Annotated in this window: 11 protein-coding genes and 5 pseudogenes; 8 read left to right on the forward strand and 8 right to left on the reverse strand. The window is 71.4% G+C overall.

Annotation, left to right across the window (positions count from 1 at the left end; all coding sequences use genetic code 11):
- From JNW87_RS09790 to JNW87_RS09805, 4 genes and pseudogenes are all read right to left on the reverse strand, one after another.
- A pseudogene (locus JNW87_RS09790) lies at window positions 1–1,290 on the reverse strand (hypothetical protein); the annotation flags it as partial.
- Between the two features lie 324 nt (window positions 1,291–1,614).
- Window positions 1,615–3,716 (reverse strand): annotated as a pseudogene (gene glgB, locus JNW87_RS09795) (1,4-alpha-glucan branching protein GlgB).
- Window positions 3,704–5,832: pseudogene (locus tag JNW87_RS09800) on the reverse strand (maltotransferase domain-containing protein). The pseudogenes glgB and JNW87_RS09800 overlap by 13 nt, the downstream one beginning before the upstream one ends.
- Window positions 5,833–5,851: 19 nt before the next feature.
- Window positions 5,852–6,994: a transposase gene (locus JNW87_RS09805; protein WP_238453532.1), complete on the reverse strand. Its 1,143-nt coding sequence runs from the start codon at window positions 6,992–6,994 to the stop codon at window positions 5,852–5,854.
- A 227-nt stretch (window positions 6,995–7,221) separates the two neighbouring features.
- Here JNW87_RS09805 and JNW87_RS41410 point away from each other — a divergent pair.
- Window positions 7,222–7,290 (forward strand): annotated as a pseudogene (locus JNW87_RS41410) (AbrB/MazE/SpoVT family DNA-binding domain-containing protein); the annotation flags it as partial.
- A 201-nt stretch (window positions 7,291–7,491) separates the two neighbouring features.
- On the opposite strand, the gene JNW87_RS09810 reads toward JNW87_RS41410, so the two are convergent.
- Window positions 7,492–8,604, reverse strand: coding sequence for an ISAs1 family transposase (locus JNW87_RS09810; protein ID WP_161557916.1), 1,113 nt, complete (start codon window positions 8,602–8,604; stop codon window positions 7,492–7,494).
- A gap of 242 nt (window positions 8,605–8,846) precedes the next feature.
- Complete coding sequence (glgA, locus tag JNW87_RS09815) at window positions 8,847–9,980, reverse strand: glycogen synthase (protein ID WP_238453533.1); 1,134 nt, start codon at window positions 9,978–9,980, stop codon at window positions 8,847–8,849.
- A 129-nt stretch (window positions 9,981–10,109) separates the two neighbouring features.
- Between glgA and glgC the strand changes: the two genes are divergently transcribed.
- Both glgC and pgm read left to right on the forward strand, forming a co-directional pair.
- A complete protein-coding gene (gene glgC, locus JNW87_RS09820) occupies window positions 10,110–11,360 on the forward strand; it encodes a glucose-1-phosphate adenylyltransferase (RefSeq protein WP_109803312.1) in 1,251 nt (416 codons plus the stop codon).
- A gap of 50 nt (window positions 11,361–11,410) precedes the next feature.
- Window positions 11,411–13,054 (forward strand): phosphoglucomutase (alpha-D-glucose-1,6-bisphosphate-dependent), encoded by a 1,644-nt coding sequence (pgm, locus tag JNW87_RS09825; protein ID WP_109803313.1) that lies wholly within the window; start codon window positions 11,411–11,413, stop codon window positions 13,052–13,054.
- Between the two features lie 33 nt (window positions 13,055–13,087).
- On the opposite strand, the gene JNW87_RS09830 is transcribed toward pgm, so the two are convergent.
- On the reverse strand, window positions 13,088–14,002 hold the full coding sequence (locus JNW87_RS09830) for an NAD(+)/NADH kinase (RefSeq protein ID WP_255543671.1): 915 nt from the start codon (window positions 14,000–14,002) through the stop codon (window positions 13,088–13,090).
- Between the two features lie 101 nt (window positions 14,003–14,103).
- Window positions 14,104–17,213, reverse strand: a pseudogene (locus JNW87_RS09835) (M14 family zinc carboxypeptidase).
- Between the two features lie 273 nt (window positions 17,214–17,486).
- Between JNW87_RS09835 and JNW87_RS09840 the strand changes: the two are divergent.
- From JNW87_RS09840 to JNW87_RS09860, 5 genes are read left to right on the forward strand one after another with little or no spacing between them, the layout of a single operon-like run.
- Window positions 17,487–18,188: a sugar phosphate nucleotidyltransferase gene (locus tag JNW87_RS09840; protein WP_236648137.1), complete on the forward strand. Its 702-nt coding sequence runs from the start codon at window positions 17,487–17,489 to the stop codon at window positions 18,186–18,188.
- Window positions 18,185–19,102, forward strand: a complete 918-nt coding sequence (locus JNW87_RS09845; RefSeq protein WP_109803317.1) for an NAD(P)-dependent oxidoreductase — start codon at window positions 18,185–18,187, stop codon at window positions 19,100–19,102. Before JNW87_RS09840 ends, JNW87_RS09845 begins: the two co-directional genes overlap by 4 nt.
- 3 nt (window positions 19,103–19,105) lie before the next feature.
- A complete protein-coding gene (locus JNW87_RS09850) occupies window positions 19,106–20,161 on the forward strand; it encodes a nucleotide sugar dehydrogenase (protein ID WP_238453535.1) in 1,056 nt (351 codons plus the stop codon).
- Window positions 20,080–20,430, forward strand: a complete 351-nt coding sequence (locus JNW87_RS09855; RefSeq protein WP_238453536.1) for a UDP-glucose/GDP-mannose dehydrogenase family protein — start codon at window positions 20,080–20,082, stop codon at window positions 20,428–20,430. The genes JNW87_RS09850 and JNW87_RS09855 overlap by 82 nt, the downstream gene beginning before the upstream one ends.
- Complete coding sequence (locus tag JNW87_RS09860) at window positions 20,427–21,392, forward strand: NAD(P)-dependent oxidoreductase (RefSeq protein WP_109803319.1); 966 nt, start codon at window positions 20,427–20,429, stop codon at window positions 21,390–21,392. Before JNW87_RS09855 ends, JNW87_RS09860 begins: the two co-directional genes overlap by 4 nt.
- Window positions 21,393–21,438 lie beyond the last annotated feature (46 nt).

The following is a 21,438-nucleotide window of genomic DNA, read 5'->3' on the forward strand; positions in this document are numbered from 1 at the left end:
GCCGGCGGAGCCGGCCGCCTGCCCCGGGTCGGCGGGGGCGCTCGCGCAACCCGGCAGGCTCGGGTCGGCGACCATGTAGGAGTCGCCGCCGTCGTTCCCCGCCGCGCCGCCGCCCTGAGCCGCGTTGCCGTTGCCTAACCCGGTGCCCTTGCCCTGTGCGTTGCCCTTGCCCTGTGCGTTGCCCTGGCCTTGCGCGTTGCCCTGGCCTTGCGCGTTGCCCTGGCCTTGCGCGTTGCCCTGGCCTTGCGCGTTGCCCTGGCCCTGGCCCTGCGCGTTGTCCTGGCCCTGGCCCTGGGCGGCGCGTTCGTCCCGGGCGGCCTGGCGGGCCGCGCGCACCTGCTGCGCGATCGCCCGCAGCTGCTGGATGCGTTCCCGGATCTGCTGGAGCCGGTTGGCGATCCGCTCACCCGCGTTGCCCGCCTGCTGCTCGCCGGCGTTCTGCTGCCCGGCCTGCTGCTCGTCCGCGCCGTTGCCGGCTTGCTGGCCGTTCCCGCCGCCGGCCTGCTCGCCGTCCGCGCCGGCCTCCTGCCCACCGGCCTGCTGGCCGTCCGCGCCCTGCTCCTCGCCTGCCTGCTGACCGCCGCCCTGCTGCGCGTCGCCCTGCTGGGCGGCGCCCGCCTGCTCGGCTGCGGATGCCTGCCGCGCCGCCTGGATGATGCCGGCGATCTGGCCGATCAGCCCGCCGATCGCGTTGATGATGCCGACCGCCTCTTCCGCGCCGCCGGCCGCGCCGTCGTCCTGGGCCGCGTCGTCCTGGGCCGCGCCGTCGTCCTGGGCCGCGCCGGCCTGGGCGGCGCCCTGCGCGACACTCTGCAGACCGCCGACGAGCCCGGCGAGCCGCTTCATCCGGGCTTCGGTGGCCGCCGGATCGACCAGTTGACCCGACCTCTCACCGCTCATCTCCTGGGTGATTGCCCACGCCTGATCCAACTGTTTCGACATGGCCGCCTCCCACGGGGCGCTCGGACAGGCCGCCCCGGCCACGTCCACGGTCGCGGCGCAGCCGGCCGCCGCCCGGCGCTGCTGGATGAGGTCGACCACGGACTGCCGGTTGGCGATCCGGGCCGCCGAGTTCGCGTCCGGGTTCCGCCGCTGGTCGGCGATGAAGGTCAGGTTGTTGCGCAGGGCCGTGTCCAGGCCCTGGCAGTTCTCCGCCGCTTGGCCCGTCCCGGTGGCCACCGCGAAGGCCGCGCCGGCGGTCAACGCCAGCGCGACCCCGCCGGCGATCTTCCGGTTCCGGGACGAAGCCGCCGTCCCGCGTCTCCTGGTTGTGCCCCTGCTCCACGCCATCGAAGCTCCTCCGCCTCGTCGTCCACGGGTGTCCGGCATCCGGTCAGCGGTACGGGCGGTCCACGCGACCGGTTCACCGCAGCACGACGCCAGAGCGCGCAATTCAACTGAGCGTGACGAATCAAGGCTTGATCATCTACGGAAGGTAGTGGTCGCCTTCGTCAGGTGCGGAGGGCAATATGCCTGTCAGGCATATTTATGACTCACAGGCATACCGCTCGCCGGAGCCACATCAGCGGCAGGGGCCACGGCGAGGCGGTGCGCCACGTCCGCGGGCCGCGCCACGCGGAGGAGGCGCGCCACGAACCGCTCCGACGGCAGTGCTCAGTCGCGGCGCAGCCAGAGCACGCCGAGCGGGGGCACCCGCAGCGGCGCCGAGGCGACCATCCCGTGCCAGGGAACGTCCTGGGCGTGCACCGCGCCGAGGTTGCCCACCCCCGAGCCGCCGTAGTGGTGCGCGTCGGTGTTGATCATCTCGGTCCAGGTGCCGCCGGCCGGCAGGCGACCCGGTAGTCCTCCAGCGGCAGGGCGGAGAAGTTTGCCACGCAGACCAGGGTCGCGCCGTCCGGGGCGATCCGGATGAACGAGACGGTGTTGTTGGCGACGTCGTCCCCGGCGATCCAGCGGAACCCGGACGGCTCGGTGTCCTGCGCCCAGAGCGCCGGGGTGGCCCGGTACGCGGTGTTGAGGTCGGCCACGAGACGCTGCACACCGGCCCGGGCCGGGTCGTGGGTGAGGTACCAGTCGAGGCCGCGTTCCTCGCTCCACTCCCGGTCGTCGGCCAGCTCGCAGCCCATGAAGAGCAACTGCTTGCCCGGGTGCGCCCACATGTACGCCAGCAGCGCCCGCACGTTGGCCAGCTTCTGCCAGGTGTCGCCGGGCATCTTGCCGACCAGCGAGCCCTTGCCGTGCACCACCTCGTCGTGGCTGATCGGCAGCACGTAGTTCTCGCTCCAGGCGTACGCCAGGGAGAAGGTGAGCTGGTGGTGGTGATGCTGCCGGTAGATCGGGTCCTTCGAGGCGTAGAGCAGGGTGTCGTGCATCCAGCCCATGTTCCACTTGAAGCCGAAGCCCAGCCCGCCCTCGGCGGTGGGGCGGGTGACGCCCGGCCAGGCGGTGGACTCTTCGGCGACCATCACCACCCCGGCGTGGTGCTTGTAGACGGTGGCGTTCACCTCCTGGAGGAAGGCGATCGCCTCCAGGTTCTCCCGGCCGCCGTGCACGTTGGGAGCCCACTGCCCCTCCTGGCGGGAGTAGTCGAGGTAGAGCATCGAGGCGACCGCGTCGACCCGCAGCCCGTCGACGTGGAACTCCGCCAGCCAGTAGAGGGCGTTGGCGACGAGGAAGTTGCGCACCTCGCGGCGGCCGAAGTCGAAGACGTACGTACCCCAGTCGGGGTGCTCGCCGCGGCGCGGGTCGGGGTGCTCGTAGAGCGGGGTGCCGTCGAAGCGGGCGAGGGCCCACTCGTCCTTCGGGAAGTGTGCGGGCACCCAGTCCAGGATGACGCCGATGCCGGCCTGGTGCAGCCGGTCCACCAGGTGGCGGAAGTCGTCCGGGTCGCCGAAGCGGGACGTCGGTGCGTAGTAGCCGGTCACCTGGTAGCCCCAGGAGCCGCCGAACGGGTGCTCCATCACCGGCAGGAACTCGACGTGGGTGAAGCCCATCTCCGTGACGTACGCGGTGAGCTGCTCGGCCAGCTCCCGGTAACCGAGGCCCGGCCGCCACGAGCCGAGGTGCACCTCGTAGACGCTCATCGGCTCCTGGTGCGGGGCCCGCCGCGCCCGCCGCTCCAGCCAGAGCGCGTCGGACCACTCGTACGTCGAGTGGTGCACCACCGAGGCGGTGGCCGGCGGCACCTCCGCGTACGCCGCGAGGGGGTCGGCCTTGTCCCGCCAGTGCCCGTCGGCGCCGAGGACGCGGTACTTGTAGCGGGCGCCCACGTGCGCGTCGGGCACGAAGATCTCCCACACCCCGCTGGCACCGAGGGAGCGCATCGGCCAGCCGTCGTCCGGCCCCCAGCCGCTGAAGTCGCCGACCACCCGCACCCCGCGCGCGTTCGGCGCCCAGACGGTGAACGCGACGCCCTCGTCGAAGACCCGCGCGCCGAGCGCCTCCCAGAGCCGCTCGTGCCGCCCCTCGCCGATCAGGTGCAGGTCCAGATCGCCGAGGGTGGGCGGGTAGCGGTACGGGTCGTCGTGGGTGGCGCCGTCCACCTCGACCCGGTAGTCGAGCACCGTGCCCGGCACGACGGTCTCGAAGACGCCGACGTCGTGCACCCGCTTCGTCGGGTGCCGCTCGTCGCCGACGAGGATCGCCACCTCGGCGGCGCCCCGGCGCATGGTGCGGATGGTGGTGCGCCCGTCGGCGGGGTGCGCGCCGAGGACGGCGTGCGGGTCGTGCGTCTCGCCGGCGATCAGCTGGTCCATCGTGCGTCGTCCTTCGCAGCCGGTGCGGTCGGGGCGGTGCCGCCCGAGAGGTCGGCGGGTACGTCTTCGACGGTCAGCTGCGGCGCCGCCGGCACGGCCGGTTCCGGGCCGGTCGCGGCCGGGCGGCGGACCGTCAGCACGTGTGCGGGCTGCAGGTACGGGTCGAGCCGGACCGCGTTGCGCTGGCCCCAGTCGTAGCTGGCGCCGGTCAGCTCGTCGCGCACGGTGAACCGCTCGTGCCAGTCGAAGCCGAGCGCCGGCATGTCCAGGGTGGTGTTGCCCCACTGGACGGTGTGCGAGTCGAACGAGCAGATCACGATCACCGTGTTGCCGGTCTCCGGGTCGTGCTTGGACCAGCAGAGCAGCGCCGGGTTGTCGATGTCGTGGAAGCGCAGGTTACGCAGCTGGTGCAGGGCCGGGTTGTCCCGGCGGACCCGGTTGAGGGTGGCGATGAAGGGCGCGAGGGACCGGCCGTGCGCCTGGGCGCCCGCCCAGTCCCGGGGGCGCAGCTCGTACTTCTCGTTGTCCAGGTACTCCTCGGCGCCGGGGCGGGCGACGTGCTCGAAGAGCTCGTAGCCGGCGTAGATGCCCCAGGACGGGGAGAGCAGCGCGGCCAGCACCGCCCGGATCTTGAACATCGGCGGGCCGCCGTGCTGCAACGACTCGTGCAGGATGTCCGGGGTGTTGGGCCAGAAGTTCGGTCGCATGTAGTCGGCCGCGGCGACCAGTTCCGCGCAGTACGCCCGCATCTCGGCCGCGGACGTGCGCCAGGTGAAGTAGGTGTACGACTGGGTGAAGCCGATCTTGCCGAGCCCGTGCATGATCGCCGGCCGGGTGAACGCCTCGGCCAGGAACAGCACGTCCGGGTCGACCTTCTTCACCTCCCGGATCAGCCAGTGCCAGAAGTCGAACGGCTTGGTGTGCGGGTTGTCCACCCGGAAGATCCGGATGCCCTCGCCGACCCAGTGCAGCACCACCCGCAGCACCTCGGCCCGGATGCCCTCCGGGTCGTTGTCGAAGTTCAGCGGGTAGATGTCCTGGTACTTCTTCGGCGGGTTCTCCGCGTACGCGATGCTGCCGTCGGCCCGGGTGGTGAACCACTCCGGGTGCTCGGTCACCCAGGGGTGGTCCGGGGCGCACTGCAACGCCAGGTCCATCGCCACCTCCAGGCCCTGCTCGGCGGCGGCGGCGATGAACTCGCGGAAGTCCGCCGGCGTACCCAGGTCGGGGTGGATGGCGTCGTGGCCGCCCTCGGCGGCGCCGATCGCCCACGGCGAGCCGACGTCGTCCGGCCCGGCGGTGAGCGAGTTGTTGCGGCCCTTGCGGTTGACCCGGCCGATCGGGTGGATCGGCGGCAGGTAGAGCACGTCGAAGCCCATGGCGGCGACGCCGGGCAGCCGGTCCGTCGCGGTGGCGAAGGTGCCCGACCGCGCCGGGGCGTCGACGGTGGCCGGGACGGCGCCCTCGGAGCGGGGGAAGAACTCGTACCAGGCGGAGAAGAGCGCCCGGGGGCGGTCCACCCAGAGCCGGTGCTCCTCGCCGGTGGTAACCAGCTCCCGCACCGGGTGGTCCCAGAGCAGGTCGGCCAGGTCGAGGGCGGGGGCGACCCGCCGGGGCAGCGGAAGCCTGGCGTCGCGCAGCGCCGTCGCCGCCGCGCGGACCCGCTTCCGGTCGACGGCCGGGACCAGCTCGAGCGCCGCCTCCAGCACCCGGGCGCCCTCGGCCAGGTCGTTGGCCAGCTCGGCCGCGCCCTGGCGGCGGCGATCTTCTTGGTGACCGCGTTCTGCCAGGTCAGGTACGGGTCCTGGAAGGCCTCGACGGTGAACACCCAGTCGCCGACCGCGTCGGGCCGGATGGTGGCGTGCCAGCGGTCCTGCCCGGGCTCGCCGGGGCGCATCCGGGTGAACGGGCGGGCCGCGCCGTCCGGGCCGAGCCAGACCACGTTGCAGCCGAGCGCGTCATGGCCCTCGCGGTACGCGCGCGCCGACACTGGCACGAGCTCACCCACCACCGCCTTGGCCGGATAGCGTCCGCAGGAGACGACGGGGGAGACGTCTTCGATCGGGAACCGTCCATTGGCGCTCCCCCTGCTAAAGCCGAGGGATTCCTGGTTCATCAACGGATGCCTCCTTGCTCTAGGAGCGAGGCGGTCTCACTCCGTCTCCGCAGGCAGACACGGCCAGCCCGGCCGCCAAGATGGCCCTCGCCGCATTGATGTCGCGGTCGTGGCGCGCGCCGCAACGGCACGTCCACTCTCTGACGTTCAGCGGCAGCTTCTCCGCGATCGCTCCGCAGGCCGAGCAGGTCTTGCTGCTCGGGTAGAACCGGTCGATCGCGATCACCTCGCGGCCGTACCAGGCCGCCTTGTACTCCAACTGCCTTCGTAGCTCCGACCACGCCGCGTCCGAGATCGCACGGGCGAGGGAGTGGTTGCGGATCATGTTGCGGACACTCAAGTCCTCGATGACCACCGTTTGGTTCTCGCGGATGATCTTCGTGGACAGCTTGTGCAGCGCATCGCGGCGACGATCCCAGATCCGACCACAAATCTTCGCCACCTTCGCCCGCGCCTTGGCTCGGTTCGCGGAGCCCTTCTTCTTGCGTGACAAGGTACGTTGGGCGCGGGACAATTTCTCGCTGTCTCGCCGTTCGTGTCGCGGGTTGGCGATCTTCTTCCCGGTCGACAGCGTGACCAGAGATGCAATACCAAGGTCGATCCCGACTGCGGCGTCGGTCGCCGGGCCTTCGTGAACCGTCGTCTCGACCAGGATTGAGATGTGGTACTGGCCGCGGGAATTCCGCGACACGGTTACCTGCGACGGCACCGCGGTGTGTGGTAGCGGTCGGGACCACACGATTCGCAACGGCTGGTCTTGCTTCGCAAGGGTGATCTTGCCATCCCGGTAGGTGAAGCAGTTGCGGAAGTACGTGGCTGAGTCGGTCGTCTTGCCTTTCTTCTTGAACGTCGGGTACTTCGCGCGTTTGTTCCAAAAGTTTACGTACGCGGCCTGCAGGTTCCGCAGCGTCGCCTGCAGCGGGCCCTTCGAAGGCTCGGCCAGCCAAGCCGTTTCCGGTTCTCGCTTCCACCCCGTTAGCCACCGGTCTGCCTCGGCGTGCGTGACGCGGCGCTGTTCCTGTATCCACACCCGCGAGCGTTCGGCGAGTGCCCGGTTGTAGACGTAACGCACGCAGCCGAACGTGCGAGCGAGCTGCTCGGCCTGGTCGGGACTGGGGTAGAAGCGGTAGCGGTACGCTCGCTTCACCACCCGCTCGCCCACGGGTGACAGAATAGTGCACCGTCCTGTCACGCCTTTCGTAATGGTCTGCGTCCGGCCAACGGCCGGAGCCTACGCGCTACGCCCGTGGGCCACCGGTCCAACCTACTGCGCGAGATCGCTTCGCGCTCGGCTCAGCTGGCAATGGTTCATGCACAGGCGGTCGGGGTGGGGTCACGCTTGAGGCAGGTACGACACGCGTTCGGTGTGGCAGTGGAATGAGGAGCGCGATGAAACTGAACAGCAAGGGTCAAGTGACTATCCCGGACGCCCTGCGCGCTCGGCACGGGCTGCACCAGCCCGACGAAGTCGACGTGGTGGACGATGGCGGCGCGCTGCGGATCGTGCGGGTGGGCGGGGACAAGAGCCGGGGCAGCGACTCGTGCGCCACATGCGCGGCCGCGGCGGCGCCAAGCAGACCGAACACATGTCCACCGACGAGCTGATGGAGCTGCTCACACCCGAGGGGTGACCCCCAGGGGCAAAGCAAAGTCAGTTGATCATGGTCGGGATGCTTTGAGCAGGGCGGGGATGAGCGTCTTGTTGCCGTGGTTGCGTTCCAGCACCTGCTTGATCTTGGTGTGTCCGGCGAGTCGGATGAGTCCGAGGGCGAGGTTGCGCAGCAGGGCCATGCCGTGGGCGGCGTGGCCGGTGTAGGCGTGCTGGTGGTCTTCGGCGAACAGGACGTCGCGCACCCAGTGGATCTTGTTTTCGATGCCCCAGTGTTCGCGGACGTAACCGGCGAGCTGGCCGGCAGTGGCGTCATCGGCGCTCAGGCTGGTGATGCCGTGGATGATCTCTTTGCTGATGCGCTGGCCGGACAGGTTGTAGGTGTCGCGGCGTAGCCGGAAGACCTGTGCGGCGGCGGGGAAGTCGACACCGTCGGCGTCGGCGGTCCACATCCACCGCCGGATGATCATCCCGTTGCGGTGTTCTTCCTCGACGTGTGTGGCGGTGTCGGCAGTCGCGGTGGGCACCCGGTTCCAGATGGCGGCCAGCAGGGAAGGCTTGTTGCCCTTGACGGTGAACACGTAGTCGGCGCCCCGGCCGGTGAGGTATTCGGCGGTGTCCCGGTTGGGATGGGCGGCGTCGGCGGTGACGACCATCCCGGCGACCTGGATCGGGCCCAGCAGCGCTTCGATCTGGGTCACTTCGGTGGTGTCGGCGGGGACCTGGACCTGCCCGATGACCACGGCCGTGTCGTGCCGCATCGCCGAGAACAGCTTCGCGTCCGGGGATGCGCCGCCGCCGGAGTTGCGGACCGTCTTACCGTCCACTGCCAGTCCCACGCCCAACCGTCCGCCGTCGGGGATGAGCCGGGCGGCCATCCACCGGCAGACCAGCAGGTCAACAGCGGGAGCGTCGATAGCCTCGACCAGCCGACGAATTGTGTCCCGGCTCGGCGTCAACCGCACCCCCAACACCGGATGGGCGCGGGCACCCGCAGCGGCCAGGAACGCCTGCGGCATCTCCGCGACCCGGTCGGCGGCCTGCCGGAAGTTACCCGCCCCGCACAGCACCGCCAACACCATCAGCGTCAACACCGCCGCGCATCGATGCCGCACCCCCCGCCGCTTACGCGGATCCCTCACCAGCGCGAACAGCTCGACCAACGACGTCACATCAGACAAATCACGATCGCCGCAGGCGATGATGCCCGCGACCGGGACGTGCGAGACTGCCACAAGCGGCCTTTCTTGACGGAGATGATGGCTTCAGCACCTTCATCCTCCACAAAGGAAGGCCGCGCCCATCGGCCGCCCTAGACACCGCGACCCGATGACCCCGACCAGCACAAACCATGATCAACTAACTTTGCTTCGCCCCTGGGGTGACCCCCGGGCCGGGAACGGCGTCAGCCGGCTGCACCCACCGACCGGTACACCTCCAGGGTCCGCTCCGCGATCGTGTCCCAGGAGAAATGCTCGACGGCCCGCCGCCGGCCCGCCCGGCCCAACTCGGCCGCCCGCGCCGGGTCGGCCAGCAGCTCGTTGATGGTCGCGGCGAGGTCGGCGACGAAGCGCTCCGGGTCCAGCGGCCGGCCGCTGCCGTCGGTCGCCTGCTCGATGGGGACCAGCAGGCCGGTCTCGTCGTCGGCGACCACCTCGGGGATGCCGCCGGTGGCGGTGGCCACCACCGCCGTCTCGCAGGCCATCGCCTCCAGGTTCACGATGCCCATCGGCTCGTAGACCGACGGGCAGACGAAGATCGTGGCGTGCGTCAGCACCTGGATCACCTCGTGCTTGGGCAGCATCTCGGCCACCCAGACCACCCCGGACCGCTTGGCCCGCAGCTCGGCGACCAGCCCCTCCACCTCGGCGGCGATCTCCGGGGTGTCCGGTGCGCCGGCGAGCAGCACCAGCTGGGTGTCGGCCGGCAGCTCCCGGGCGGCCCGCAGCAGGTAGGGCAGCCCCTTCTGCCTGGTGATCCGCCCGACGTACACCACGCTCGGGCGGGCCGGGTCGATGCCGAGCCGGTCCAGCACGTCGGTGTTCGGGTCCGGGGTGTACTGGGCGGTGTCGATGCCGTTGTAGACCACCCGGACCTTGTCGGGGTTCACCTCCGGGTACGCGGTCAGCACGTCGCGGCGCATGCCGGCGCTCACCGCGATGATCGCGTCGGCGGCCTCCACCGCCGTGCGCTCGCACCAGGAGGAGAGCGCGTAGCCGCCGCCGAGCTGCTCGGCCTTCCACGGCCGCAGCGGCTCCAGGCTGTGCGCGGTCACCACGTGGGGCACCCCGTGCAGCAGCTTCGCGGTGTGCCCGGCCAGGTTGGCGTACCAGGTGTGGCTGTGCACCACGTCGGTGCCGGCGCAGCCGGCCGCCATCTCCAGGTCCACGCCCATCGTGCGCAGCGCGGCGTTCGCGCCGGTCAGGCCGGGCGGCTCGGCGTACGCGGTGACACCCGGCTCGGTGCGCGGCAGGCCGAAGCAGTGCACCCGGACGTCGGCGAGCCGGCGCAGCTCCCGGGCCAGGTACTCGACGTGCACCCCGGCGCGCCGTACACCTCCGGCGGATACTCCCGGGTGAGCAGGTCAACGCGCAGGCGAGCGGAATCGGTCATGCCCCCGCACCCTAGTGCAGAAGTCCGTCCGTACGAGTGGTGAAGTCGCAGCCGGATGGATAGCGTTCGTGACATGGCTGCCAAGGTGCTCGCGATCGTCCTGGCCGGCGGGGAGGGCAAGCGCCTGATGCCCCTGACCACCGACCGGGCGAAACCGGCCGTCCCCTTCGGCGGGATGTACCGCATGGTCGACTTCGTCCTCTCCAACCTGGCCAACGCCGGTTTTCTGAAGATCGTCGTGCTGACCCAGTACAAGTCCCACTCGCTGGACCGGCACATCACCCAGACCTGGCGGATGTCGACCATGCTCGGCAACTACGTGACCCCGGTGCCGGCGCAGCAGCGCCGCGGCCCGTGGTGGTTCGCCGGCTCGGCCGACGCCATCTACCAGAGCTTCAATCTGATCAACGACGAGCAGCCGGAGTACGTGATCGTCTTCGGCGCCGACCACATCTACCGGATGGACCCGCGGCAGATGGTGGACGACCACATCGCCTCCGGCGCCGCGGTGACGGTCGCCGGCATCCGCCAGCCGCTGTCCATGGCCGACCAGTTCGGGGTGATCGAGGTCGGCGAGGACGGGCGGCGGATCCGGGCGTTCCGCGAGAAGCCCACCGACGCGGTCGGGCTGCCCGACGCGCCGGACCAGATCTACGCCTCGATGGGCAACTACGTCTTCAGCACCGGTGCGCTGTGCGAGGCCGTCGAGCGCGACGCGGAGGACAAGACCAGCAAGCACGACATGGGCGGCAGCATCATCCCGATGCTGGTCGAGCGGGGCGAGGCCAACGTCTACGACTTCAAGGACAACGAGGTGCCCGGCAGCACCGACCGGGATCGCGGCTACTGGCGCGACGTGGGGACGCTGGACTCCTTCTACGACGCGCACATGGACCTGATCAACGTGCACCCGGTGTTCAACCTCTACAACTTCGACTGGCCGATCTACAGCATGCAGCCGCCGTACCCGCCGGCGAAGTTCGTCCACCAGTGGGGCGAGCGGGTCGGCCGCGCGGTCGGCTCGATGGTCTCGCCGGGCGCGGTGGTCTCCGGCTCGCTGGTGGAGAACTCGATCGTCTCGCCGAAGGTGAAGGTGCACTCCTGGGCGCACGTGGACGGCGCGGTGCTCATGGAGGGTGTCGAGATCGGCCGGCACGCGGTGGTCCGCCGGGCCATCCTGGACAAGAACGTGTACGTCCCGGAGGGCGCCGAGATCGGCGTCGACCTGGAGAAGGACCGCCAGCGCTACACCGTCTCCGACAACGGCATCGTCGTCATCGGCAAGGGTCAGCGCGTCGAGCCCTGAGCCCCGCCCGTCAACGCAGAACCGCAGCAACCCGTCAGGAGGTCCCAGCAGTGGCCCATCCCCGTGCCGGCCAGCCCGCCCAGCCCGCCGACCTGGTCGACGTGCCCCGGCTGGTGACCGCCTACTACGCCGAGCACCCGGATCCGGCGGACCCGGCGCAGCAGGTCTCCTTCGGCACGTCCGGGCACCGCGGGTCGAGCCTGAAGAACGCCTTCAACGAGGACCACATCCTCGCGGTCACCCAGGCGCTCTGCGACTACCGGCGTGAGCAGGGCCTCGACGGGCCGCTCTTCCTGGCCCGGGACACCCACGCGCTCTCCGCCCCGGCCGAGGTCAGCGCGCTGGAGGTGCTCGCCGCCAACGACGTCACCGTGCTGGTGGACAGCCGGGACGGCTACACCCCGACCCCGGCCGCCTCGCACGCGATCCTCACCCACAACCGGGGCCGTACGAGCGGGCTCGCCGACGGCATTGTGATCACTCCCTCGCACAACCCGCCCGACGACGGCGGGTTCAAGTACAACCCGACCAACGGCGGCCCCGCCGACACGGACGTCACGAAGTGGATCCAGGACCGGGCCAACGCGATCCTCGCCGCCGGACTCAAGGAGGTGAAGCGCGTCCCGTACGCCCGGGCGCGCGCCGCCGACACCACCGGGACGTACGACTTCCTCGCCCACTACGTCGACGACCTGCCCGCCGCGATCGACATCGACGCCGTCCGGGACGCGGGGGTGCGCATCGGCGCCGACCCGCTCGGCGGGGCCAGCGTCGCCTACTGGGGGGAGATCGCCGAGCGGCACCGCTTGGACCTCACGGTGATCAACCCGCTGGTCGACCCGACCTGGCGCTTCATGACCCTGGACGGCGACGGCAAGATCCGGATGGACTGCTCCTCGCCGAACGCGATGGCGTCGCTGATCGCGGCCCGCGACAAGTACCAGGTCTCCACCGGCAACGACGCCGACGCCGACCGGCACGGCATCGTCACCCCGGACGGTGGGCTGATGAACCCGAACCACTACCTGGCGGTGGCGATCGGCCACCTCTTCCGCACCCGGGCGGACTGGGGCCCGGACGCGGCGGTCGGCAAGACCCTGGTCTCCTCCTCCATGATCGACCGGGTGGCCGCCGACCTGGGCCGTCCGCTGCTGGAGGTGCCGGTCGGCTTCAAGTGGTTCGTGCCGGGGCTGCTCGACGGGGCGGTCGGCTTCGGCGGCGAGGAGAGCGCGGGCGCGTCGTTCCTGCGCCGCGACGGCAGCACCTGGACCACCGACAAGGACGGCATCCTGCTCTGCCTGCTCGCCTCGGAGATCATCGCGACCACCGGGCGGAGCCCCAGCGAGCACTGGGTCGAGCTGGCCGGGCGCTTCGGCGCGCCCACGTACGCCCGGATCGACGCCCCGGCCAGCCGGGAGCAGAAGGCGGTGCTGGCGAAGCTCTCCCCGGAGCAGGTGACCGTGACCGAGCTGGCCGGCGAGCCGATCACCGCCACCCTCACCACCGCCCCCGGCAACGGCGCGCCGATCGGCGGCCTCAAGGTGACCACCAGCTCCGGCTGGTTCGCCGCCCGCCCCTCCGGCACCGAGGACGTCTACAAGATCTACGCCGAGTCGTTCCAGGGCCCCGAGCATCTGGCCCGCATCCAGGAGGAGGCCAAGTCCCTGGTCGACGGGGTGCTCGCGCAGGCCTAGCGGGGCCGGCGCGGCCCGTCGGGCCGGGACCGGTCAGCAGGGTGGCTCCAGCTCGCGCTGGTTGCGCTCCCGCCGCAGTTCCTCCGGGAGCAGCTCGCGCAGCTGGTCGGGGAGGAACGGCAGGTCGAGCAGGCTCAGCTTCAACTGGTTGCGCTCCTGATAGCGCAGCGGGTCGAAGCGGACCACCAGGCCGGCGTCCCGGCGGTAGCTGATGTCCACGGTGCCCTCGGTCGCCGCGTCCCGGAACACCCGCCCGTCCATCTCGACGGCCACTGCCGCCGAGTTCGGCTCCAGCTCCAGCCGGATCTTCTCCTCCGGGGCGAGCACCACCGCGCGGGAGATGCCGGCCATCGGCGCCGACGGCGTGACCACCACCGCGTTCGCCGCCGGGGAGACCAGCGGGCCGCCCGCGGCGTAGCTGTACGCCGTCGAGCCCGTCGGCGTGCTGACCACCAGGGCGTCGCAGCGGTAGTAGCCGTACCGTTGGCCGTCCACAGCCAGGGTGGCGGTGACGAAGCCGGAGCCGGGCTGGCGGACCAGCGCGATGTCGTTGAAGGCCACCACGTCGTCGCCGCACACGTCGCAGGCCAGGCAGGCGTGGGACTCGACGGTGAAGTCCTTCGACAGCAGCCGGCTCAGCGCCTCCGGCAGGTCCGGCGGCTCGACCTCCACCAGGAAGCCGACCCGCCCCAGGTGCACCCCGAGCACCGGCTTCGGGTCCCGCACTGCGGAGCGCAGCGCGCCCAGCATGGTGCCGTCCCCGCCGATGCTGATCAGCGCGTCCGCCCGGGTGGCCACCTCCTCGGCGGGGACCGGTTCGACGCTGGACGGCACCCGGTGCGCGTCCTCCGCGCGCACCATCAACGTCTTGCGGTGGCGCGCCGCCCACCGCTCGATGATCGCGACCACCTCGGAGACGTCCCGGGTGGGGTGCAGCACCAGTCCCAGCCCCGCCACCCGTACAGCTCACCACATCGGCGTCGGACGCGCCGGACGTACCGGAAGGTGCGCCGGCGGTGGCTCCACCGCCGGCGCACCCCCGCGGACCGCTACCGGCGCGGCGCGCCGGTCAGGTGGGTCAGCGACCGGGCGACCAGGTCGTCCCGGGCCGCCGGGGCCAGCCCCTCCAGGCCGAAGCCGAGATAGACGCTGTCGGCGGTGACCACCGCCGAGCCCTCCTCGAACGCCTGCTGGCTGCGCGTCCAGTCGTTCGGGGCGCCGGCGGACCCGGCCGGCGGGCCGGCCACCGTCCAGCCGCCCAGGTCGGCCGTCTCGAACGAGGTCTCCGAGACCACCGTCCCGTCGGCGATCACCCGGGCGTCGTCGAGGAACACGCCGAGACCCTGGGTGCCCCAGTCGGAGACGTACGAGATGGAGAGCTCGACCTTCTTGCCCGCGTACGCCGACAGGTCGACGGCGAATTCCTGCCACCCGCCGGACGCGCCGGTGGCCGCGTTCCAGGTGCCGGTGCTGCCCGTGGGGGAGCAGTCGGCGCCCTGGTAGTGGCCGAGGAACGGGTGCAGCTGCGCCACCCAGCCGGACTGGCAGCTCTCCCCGGTCGCCGTGCCGGTGTGCCCGTTGAGGTCGGGCAGCGTGGTCCACTGGTCGCTGCCCACCTCGTGCGCCTCGACGATCAGGAAGTCCCAGTCCTGTTCGACGTCGTACGAGGTGAAGAAGCGCAACTGGCCCGCGGACGCCGCGGTCAGGTCGACGGTCCGGGTGAGCCGCTTGTACGACTCGTCGGCCCGGCCGCTGTACAGGTACCAGTCACCGGTCCGCGGGTCGAACGGCGCCGCGCCCGGCCGCGCCCAGTCCACCGCCGCGGAGCTGGCGAACTGCGGGAACTGCTCCGGCGGCAGGAAGCTCGAGGTGGTGAGGAACGAGGCGGTGTGGTCCTGGTTGCCGGCCGACCCGGCCGCGTTGAGCTGCCCCTCGAAGCCGGCGAACGCTCCGTCGGAGCCGCGCACCGGGTACGGGTCGCCGTCCGGGTCGGTGCCGCCGTCGCTGACGTAGTTGTACGCCCCCAGGTAGTACTGCTGGAAGTCGTTGAGCAGCGGCAGGCACGCCACATCATCCGGGTCGGTGCACTCCGGGGGCGCGCCCGGCCGGTAGACGTACGAGCCGTTGGCGCCCTGGGCGAAGAGCGCGTACTTGCCGCTGACCAGCACCTTGCCGCCCTCGTTGAGGTAGTCCCGGACGGCCAGTTCGGTGGTGAGCGCGGCCTCGGCGGCGGTGCCGCCGACCTGGCCCGGGGCGCGGAGGATGATGTCGTCCCCGGTCTCCCAGACCACCGCCGCGTAGTGCGACAGCACGCCGAGCGGATGCGGCGCCCGCAGGCCCATCGCGTCGAAGTCGTAGACGTCGGCGTGGTGGCCGGCGGCCTCGACGGAGGCGGCGATCTGGCCGGCGTACTTCGCGGTGGTGGCGTTCTGCGCGGGGCTCAGCCCGGTCACGTCCTCCGCCGCGAGCACCAGCACGTCACCGCCGATGTCGGCGTGCACCCGGTAGGTGAAGTGCTCGCTGGCCACCGGACCCTTGCGGGGCTTGACCCCGGTGAACCAGACCTCCACCCGGTCGCCCGGTTTCGTGCCGGTCACCGTGCCGCGCAGCTCCGCGTAGTAGTCGTCGTTGGTGTCGCCGTACCGCTCCCCGCCGCGCCACTCGCGGACCTGGACCGTCTTCGGCCGGCGCCGTTGACCACGTAGTGCATCCGGACGTCCTTCAGCGCCCGCCGGGTGATCGAGGCGACCTGCTGCGTCCGCCCGTACGAGGTGTCGAAGGCGTCCACCCGGAAGTCCGGGGTGCTCCGGCCCACCACCGACACCGGGTCGTCCGGGTCGGCCGCCGACTTCGCCACCGCGAGGGCGAAGGGCAGGTTCTTCGTCACCTCCGCGGAGATCAGCTTCTCGTCGTCGGGGAAGATGAAGCCGCTAACGCAGTCCTCCGGCCGCCACTGGTCGTCCGGGTCGGAGGCGGCGGCCGTCTGGCAGGTGGACATCTCGGGGGTGAAGCCGAGGGTGCCGTACCGGACGTGGGCGTGCGAGTCGGTGTCGCCGTTGGTGGTGTACAGCTCGGCGGAGATGTCCGGGTCGTAGCCGGGCACCGCCGGGCGGGCGTCGTCGCCGGCCATCGCCTCGTAGATGACGTCGTCCGGGGTCGGCGTGCTGACCTGCCAGCCCACGCCGTACAGCAGCAGCTGCGCGGCGGAGTGGTAGTTGACGAAGAACTCGAAGCCGACCCGCTGGAAGAGCCGGTCCAGGGCCTTGGTCTCCGGCTCCGAGTTGGGCCCGGCGCCGCGGTAGGTGTCGCTGTTCGGCTCGGGTGACGAGCCCTCGTCGTCGTACCCCCACTTGAAGGCGAAGTTGCGGTTCAGGTCGACGCCGTCCGCGCTGGTGATCTGGCCGTCGCCGTCGTTGTCCCGCAGGTTCTTGCGCCACAGCCGGTTGCCCGGGGTGAAGGTGTGGTCGTAGCCGTCGGGGTTGGCCACCGGCAGGAACCACAGCTCGGTGGTGTTCACCAGCCGGGTGATCTCCGCGTCCGTGCCGTAGTTGTCCAGCACGTGGTGCAGCAGCCGACGGGTCATCTCCGGGGTGATCCACTCCCGGGCGTGCTGGGTGCTGGCGTAGAGCACCGCGGGACGCTTCCCGTCCGCGACCGTCCGGGCGTTCTTCGTGACCTTGACGGCGAGGATCGGCTGCCCCTGCACCGTACGGCCGAGCGTCTCCACCTTGGCCAGCCCGGGGAACCGGGCGGCGGTGGCGGTGAGTTCGTCCCGGATGCCGCCGGGCTCGCTGTACGAGCGGAACGCCTGCCAGCCGGCGGCGGCCTGCTCGCGCAGCGCCTGCGAGGCGTCCTTGCCGTGCACCTTCTTCACGCTCAGCGGGACGCCCTGGCCGGTGAGCCGGGCCGCCTCCCGCCGGGTGAGCACGGTCTCGATCGTGGTGCTGCCGTTCGCGCCAGCGGACCGGTGGTCCTCGTCCAGGTCGACGCCGGCGGCCCGCAGCCGGTCGAGCTGCTCGGCGTTGACCGTGCCGACGTACACCTCCAAGCTGTCGCGGCCGCCCGGATCGGACGGTGGCCTCGCGCTCGCCGGTGCGGTCAGCGCCATCGCGCCGACCAGAGTGAACACGCCGGCGATCGCCAGCCGTGTCGGTCTCATCGCGCCCCCTTTGGTGGAAGGACCTGTAGGCGCGAGCTTTCAGGCGCGAATCATCCATGTCAATCATTCGATCCAGCTTTCCCCTACTCAATGTGGAGGGGCGGACGCGCACTGTCGCGAGCGGCATAACTATGTCCGTTTTTGCACGTTAGACCCTCGGCAGCGAACGGAGGATCCGCTCACGCAACGGCGGACCGGGCCGGCAACGGGAGCGACCGTGGACATTGTGCTGAGCGGGGGTGCCACGTGCACGTCGTGATCATGGCAGGGGGGATGGGCACCCGGCTGCGGCCGTACACGACCGCGCTGCCGAAGCCGCTGGTCCCGATCGGCAACAGCTACGCGATCCTCGAAATCGTCCTGCACCAGCTCGTGGCCTGCGGGTTCACCCACGCCACGCTCGCGATCAACCACCTGGGCTCGCTCATCCGGGCCTTCGTCGGGGACGGCAGCCGGTTCGGCCTGCGTGTCGACTACATCGAGGAACACGTGCCACTGTCGACCGTGGGCCCGCTCTTCCACCTCCGGGACCGGCTGCCCGAGCACTTCCTCGTGATGAACGGTGACATCCTCACCGACCTCGACTACGCCGAACTGCTGAACACCCACGCCCGCTCGGGTGCTCCGCTCACCGTCGCCACGTTCCACCGGACCGTGAAGATCGACTTTGGTGTCCTGGAGGTGCTGGACGACCGGGTGGTGGAGTTCAGCGAGAAACCCACGCTCGACTACCGGGTGAGCATGGGGGTCTACGGGCTGTCCGCGAAGACCATCGCCTCCTATCCGGTCGGCCAGCCCTTCGGCTTCGACCAGCTCATGCTGGACCTCATCGACCAGGGGCGGTACCCGGCGGACTACCCGTTCGACGGCTACTGGCTCGACGTCGGCCGGCCCGAAGACTACGACGAGGCCAACCGGAGCTTCGAGTCGCTGCGGTCGGTCCTCCTCCCGCCGTCGGTGCGGGAGGCGATATGACCCGCCTGCTGCTGTTCGGCGCGAACGGGTTCCTCGGCCGGCACGTCCGTGCGGCGCTCACGCCGGACCACACGCTGACCTGCCCCCGCCGGTCGGAGTGCGACCTGCCGACCGTCGACCTGCCCGAGCTCACCGAGCTGATTCGGTCGGTCCGACCCGCTGCGGTGGTGAACTGCACCGGCCGCCTCGACGGCACCGACCGGCAGTTGGTCGACGCGCACACCCAGGTGACCGCCCGGCTCGTCGACGCCGTCGTCGCGGGCGCCCCGGACGCGCGGCTGATCCGGCTGGGCTCGGCCGGCGAGTACGGCCCGGTGCCCTTCGGGCAGCAGGTCCGCGAGTCGCACCCCGCCGAGCCGGTCGGCGCGTACGGGCTCAGCCACCTTGCCGCCACCCGGTTGATGGAGACCGCGGTCGCCGCGGGCCGGCTCGACGGCGTCGTGCTGCGGGTGTTCAACCCGATCGGGCCCGGCCTCGGCGAGCAGAACGTGGTCGGCCGGGCCGCCCGGCTGATCCGGACCGCGCTCGCCCGCCACGCCCCGGAGGTGGCGCTCGGGCCTCTCGACGCGTACCGGGACCTGGTCGACGCCCGGGACGTGGCCCTGGCCGTCCGGGCAGCCGTACGGCTGTCCAGGCCGCACCCGGTCGTGTTCAACGTGGGCACCGGAACGGCCGTGCGGATCCGGCAGGTGGTCTCGATGCTGGCCGCCGCCGCCGGATATCCCGGTGGGATCGCCGAGACCGCGCCGGGGCCTGGTGCGGCGCGCTCGGCCACCGTGCCGTGGATGTGCGCGGACGTCTCGTCGGCGGCCGGGGAACTGGGCTGGCGCCCGTCGTACGACCTCACCGAGACGGTGAAGGCCATCTGGACCGAGGCTGCCGGCCTCGGTGACTCTTCGTCCAGCAGGGAGTAGACGTTGTATCAGAGGATCGGCGTTGTCGGGCTCGGTTATGTCGGCGTGACGCTCGCCGCCGCGCTGGCCGACAACGGGTACGAGGTGCACGGCGTCGACACGCAGCCCCGCGTACGGGAGTCGCTGCGGGCGGGTCGGCTGCACATCTTCGAACCGGGCATCGAGCGGATCTTCGCGGAGCGGACCGGGTCGACGCTGCACGTGGTCGACGCGCTCCCCGCCGACCTCGACGCGGTGGTGCTCTGCGTCTCGACCCCGGTCGACGAGTCCACCCACCAGCCCCGACTGGAGAACCTGGCCGCCGCGGCCGAGGAGGTGGCGCGCCGGTGCCGCCCGGGGACCCCGGTGGTGGTGCGCAGCACGGTGCCGGTCGGCACGAGCCGGCGGGTGGTGCTGCCGGCGCTGCGCCGGGCCTGGGGCGACGACGTGCGACTGGTCATGGCGCCCGAGCGGACGATCCAGGGGCAGGCGCTCCGCGAGCTGGTCGAGCTGCCGCAGGTCGTCGGCGGTCTGGACGAGGCGAGCCGCGCCGCGGGGGTGGCGCTCTTCGCCGGGCTGGCCCGCCAGGTGGTTCCGGTGTCCAGCCTGGAGGCGGCCGAGCTGGTGAAGCTGGCCAACAACTGCCACACCGACCTGATCTATTCGTTCGGCAACGAGCTGGCGCTCGTCGCCGAGACGCACCGGCTCGACCCGTTGGAGGTCATCCGCGCCGCGAACCTCGACTACCCCCGCCCGGACCTGTGCAAGCCCGGCTACGTCGGCGGGGGCTGCCTCTCCAAGGACCCGTACCTGATGGTGGCGAGCGCCGGGGCGCGCCCGCCTTCCCTGGTCGGGGCGGCGCGGCAGCTCAATGAGCACCTGCCGGCCCACGTCGCCGCCCGGATGGTGGAGCTGATGCGGCAGGAGTGCGGCCCGCTGCCGGGCGCCGGCTCGCGGTGCTGGGCTGGGCCTACAAGGGCTGGCCGGCCACCGACGACATGCGCGGCACCCCGGTCACCACCATGCTGCCGGTCTTCCGCGACGCCGGCCTCGTGGTGCTCGGGCACGACCCGATGGTGAGCGACGACGTGATCCGGCAGCACGGCGGTGAGCCGACCAGCCTGGACAAGGCGTTCGCGGAGGCCGACGCCGTGCTCGTGCTGAACGACCACCCGGACTACCGGACGGTCGAGATCGGCGCGATGCTGCCCGGGACGCGGATCCGGGTGGTGTTCGACTCGTGGCGGATCCTCGACGAGTCGGCGGTCCGCGCGGCCGGGGTCCGGTACGCCGGCATCGGCTACCTGCCGGTGGACCCCGCCACCCCGAGAACGGCGGTGCCGGCATGACCCGCGCGCTGGTGCTCGGCGGGGCCGGGTTCATCGGACTCCACCTGGTGGAACGGCTCGTCGCCGACGGCCGCCGGGTGGTCGTCGTGGACGACTTCTCCCGTGGCCGGAACGACCAGCGGGTCGCCGCGTTGCGCGACAGCCCGCTGGTCGAGATCGTCTCGGCGGACCTCACCGCGCCGGAGGCCTGGTCGGCGCTGCCCCGGGACGTGACGGAGGTCTACCTGCTGGCCGCGGTGGTCGGCGTGCGGAACGTGGAGGCCGATCCGGCCCGGGTGCTCCGGGTCAACACGCTTGTCGTGTCGCACCTGCTGGACTGGCTGACCCCTGGTCGACGGGTCTTCTTCAGCTCCACCAGCGAGGTGTACGCCGGCGGGGTGGACGCCGGGATCGTGCCGGTGCCGACCGCCGAGGATGTCGCCGTCATGATCGCCGACGTGACGTCGCCCCGGCTGGCGTACGCGATCAGCAAGCTCGCCGGGGAGGCCATGCTGCTGCATGGCGCGCCCGCGCGGGGCTGCGCCACCGTCGTCGGCCGTTTCCACAATGTCTACGGTCCCCGGATGGGAGCCGACCACGTCATCCCCGAGATGGCGCTGCGCGCCCTGCGGGGGGAGGACCCGTTCCGGGTGTGGGGGGCGGACCAGTATCGCGCCTTCTGCCACGTCGACGACGCCGTCGAGGCGGTCCTCCGGCTGATGGCCACCCCCGCGGCCGAGGGGCAGATCGTCCACATCGGCAACGACAGCGAACAGACCAACATCGCCGACCTGGCCAAGATCGTGCTGCGCCTCGCCGGCGTGACGCCGACCGTACAACCGTTGCCCGCGCCGTCGCGCTCGGTGCACCGGCGGTGCCCGGACCTGACCCGGCTGCGCCGGCTGACCGGCTTCGAGCCCACCGTGCCGCTGGAGGAGGGCGTCCGACGCGCCTTCGAGTGGTACCGGACCGCGTCCACGTGACGACGGGCCGCCGTCCCCCGTCCCCACTCTCGAACAGCTGAGGAGC

This window comes from Micromonospora sp. ATA51, from assembly GCF_016802855.1.
Classification (GTDB): Bacteria; Actinomycetota; Actinomycetes; order Mycobacteriales; family Micromonosporaceae; genus Micromonospora; species Micromonospora sicca.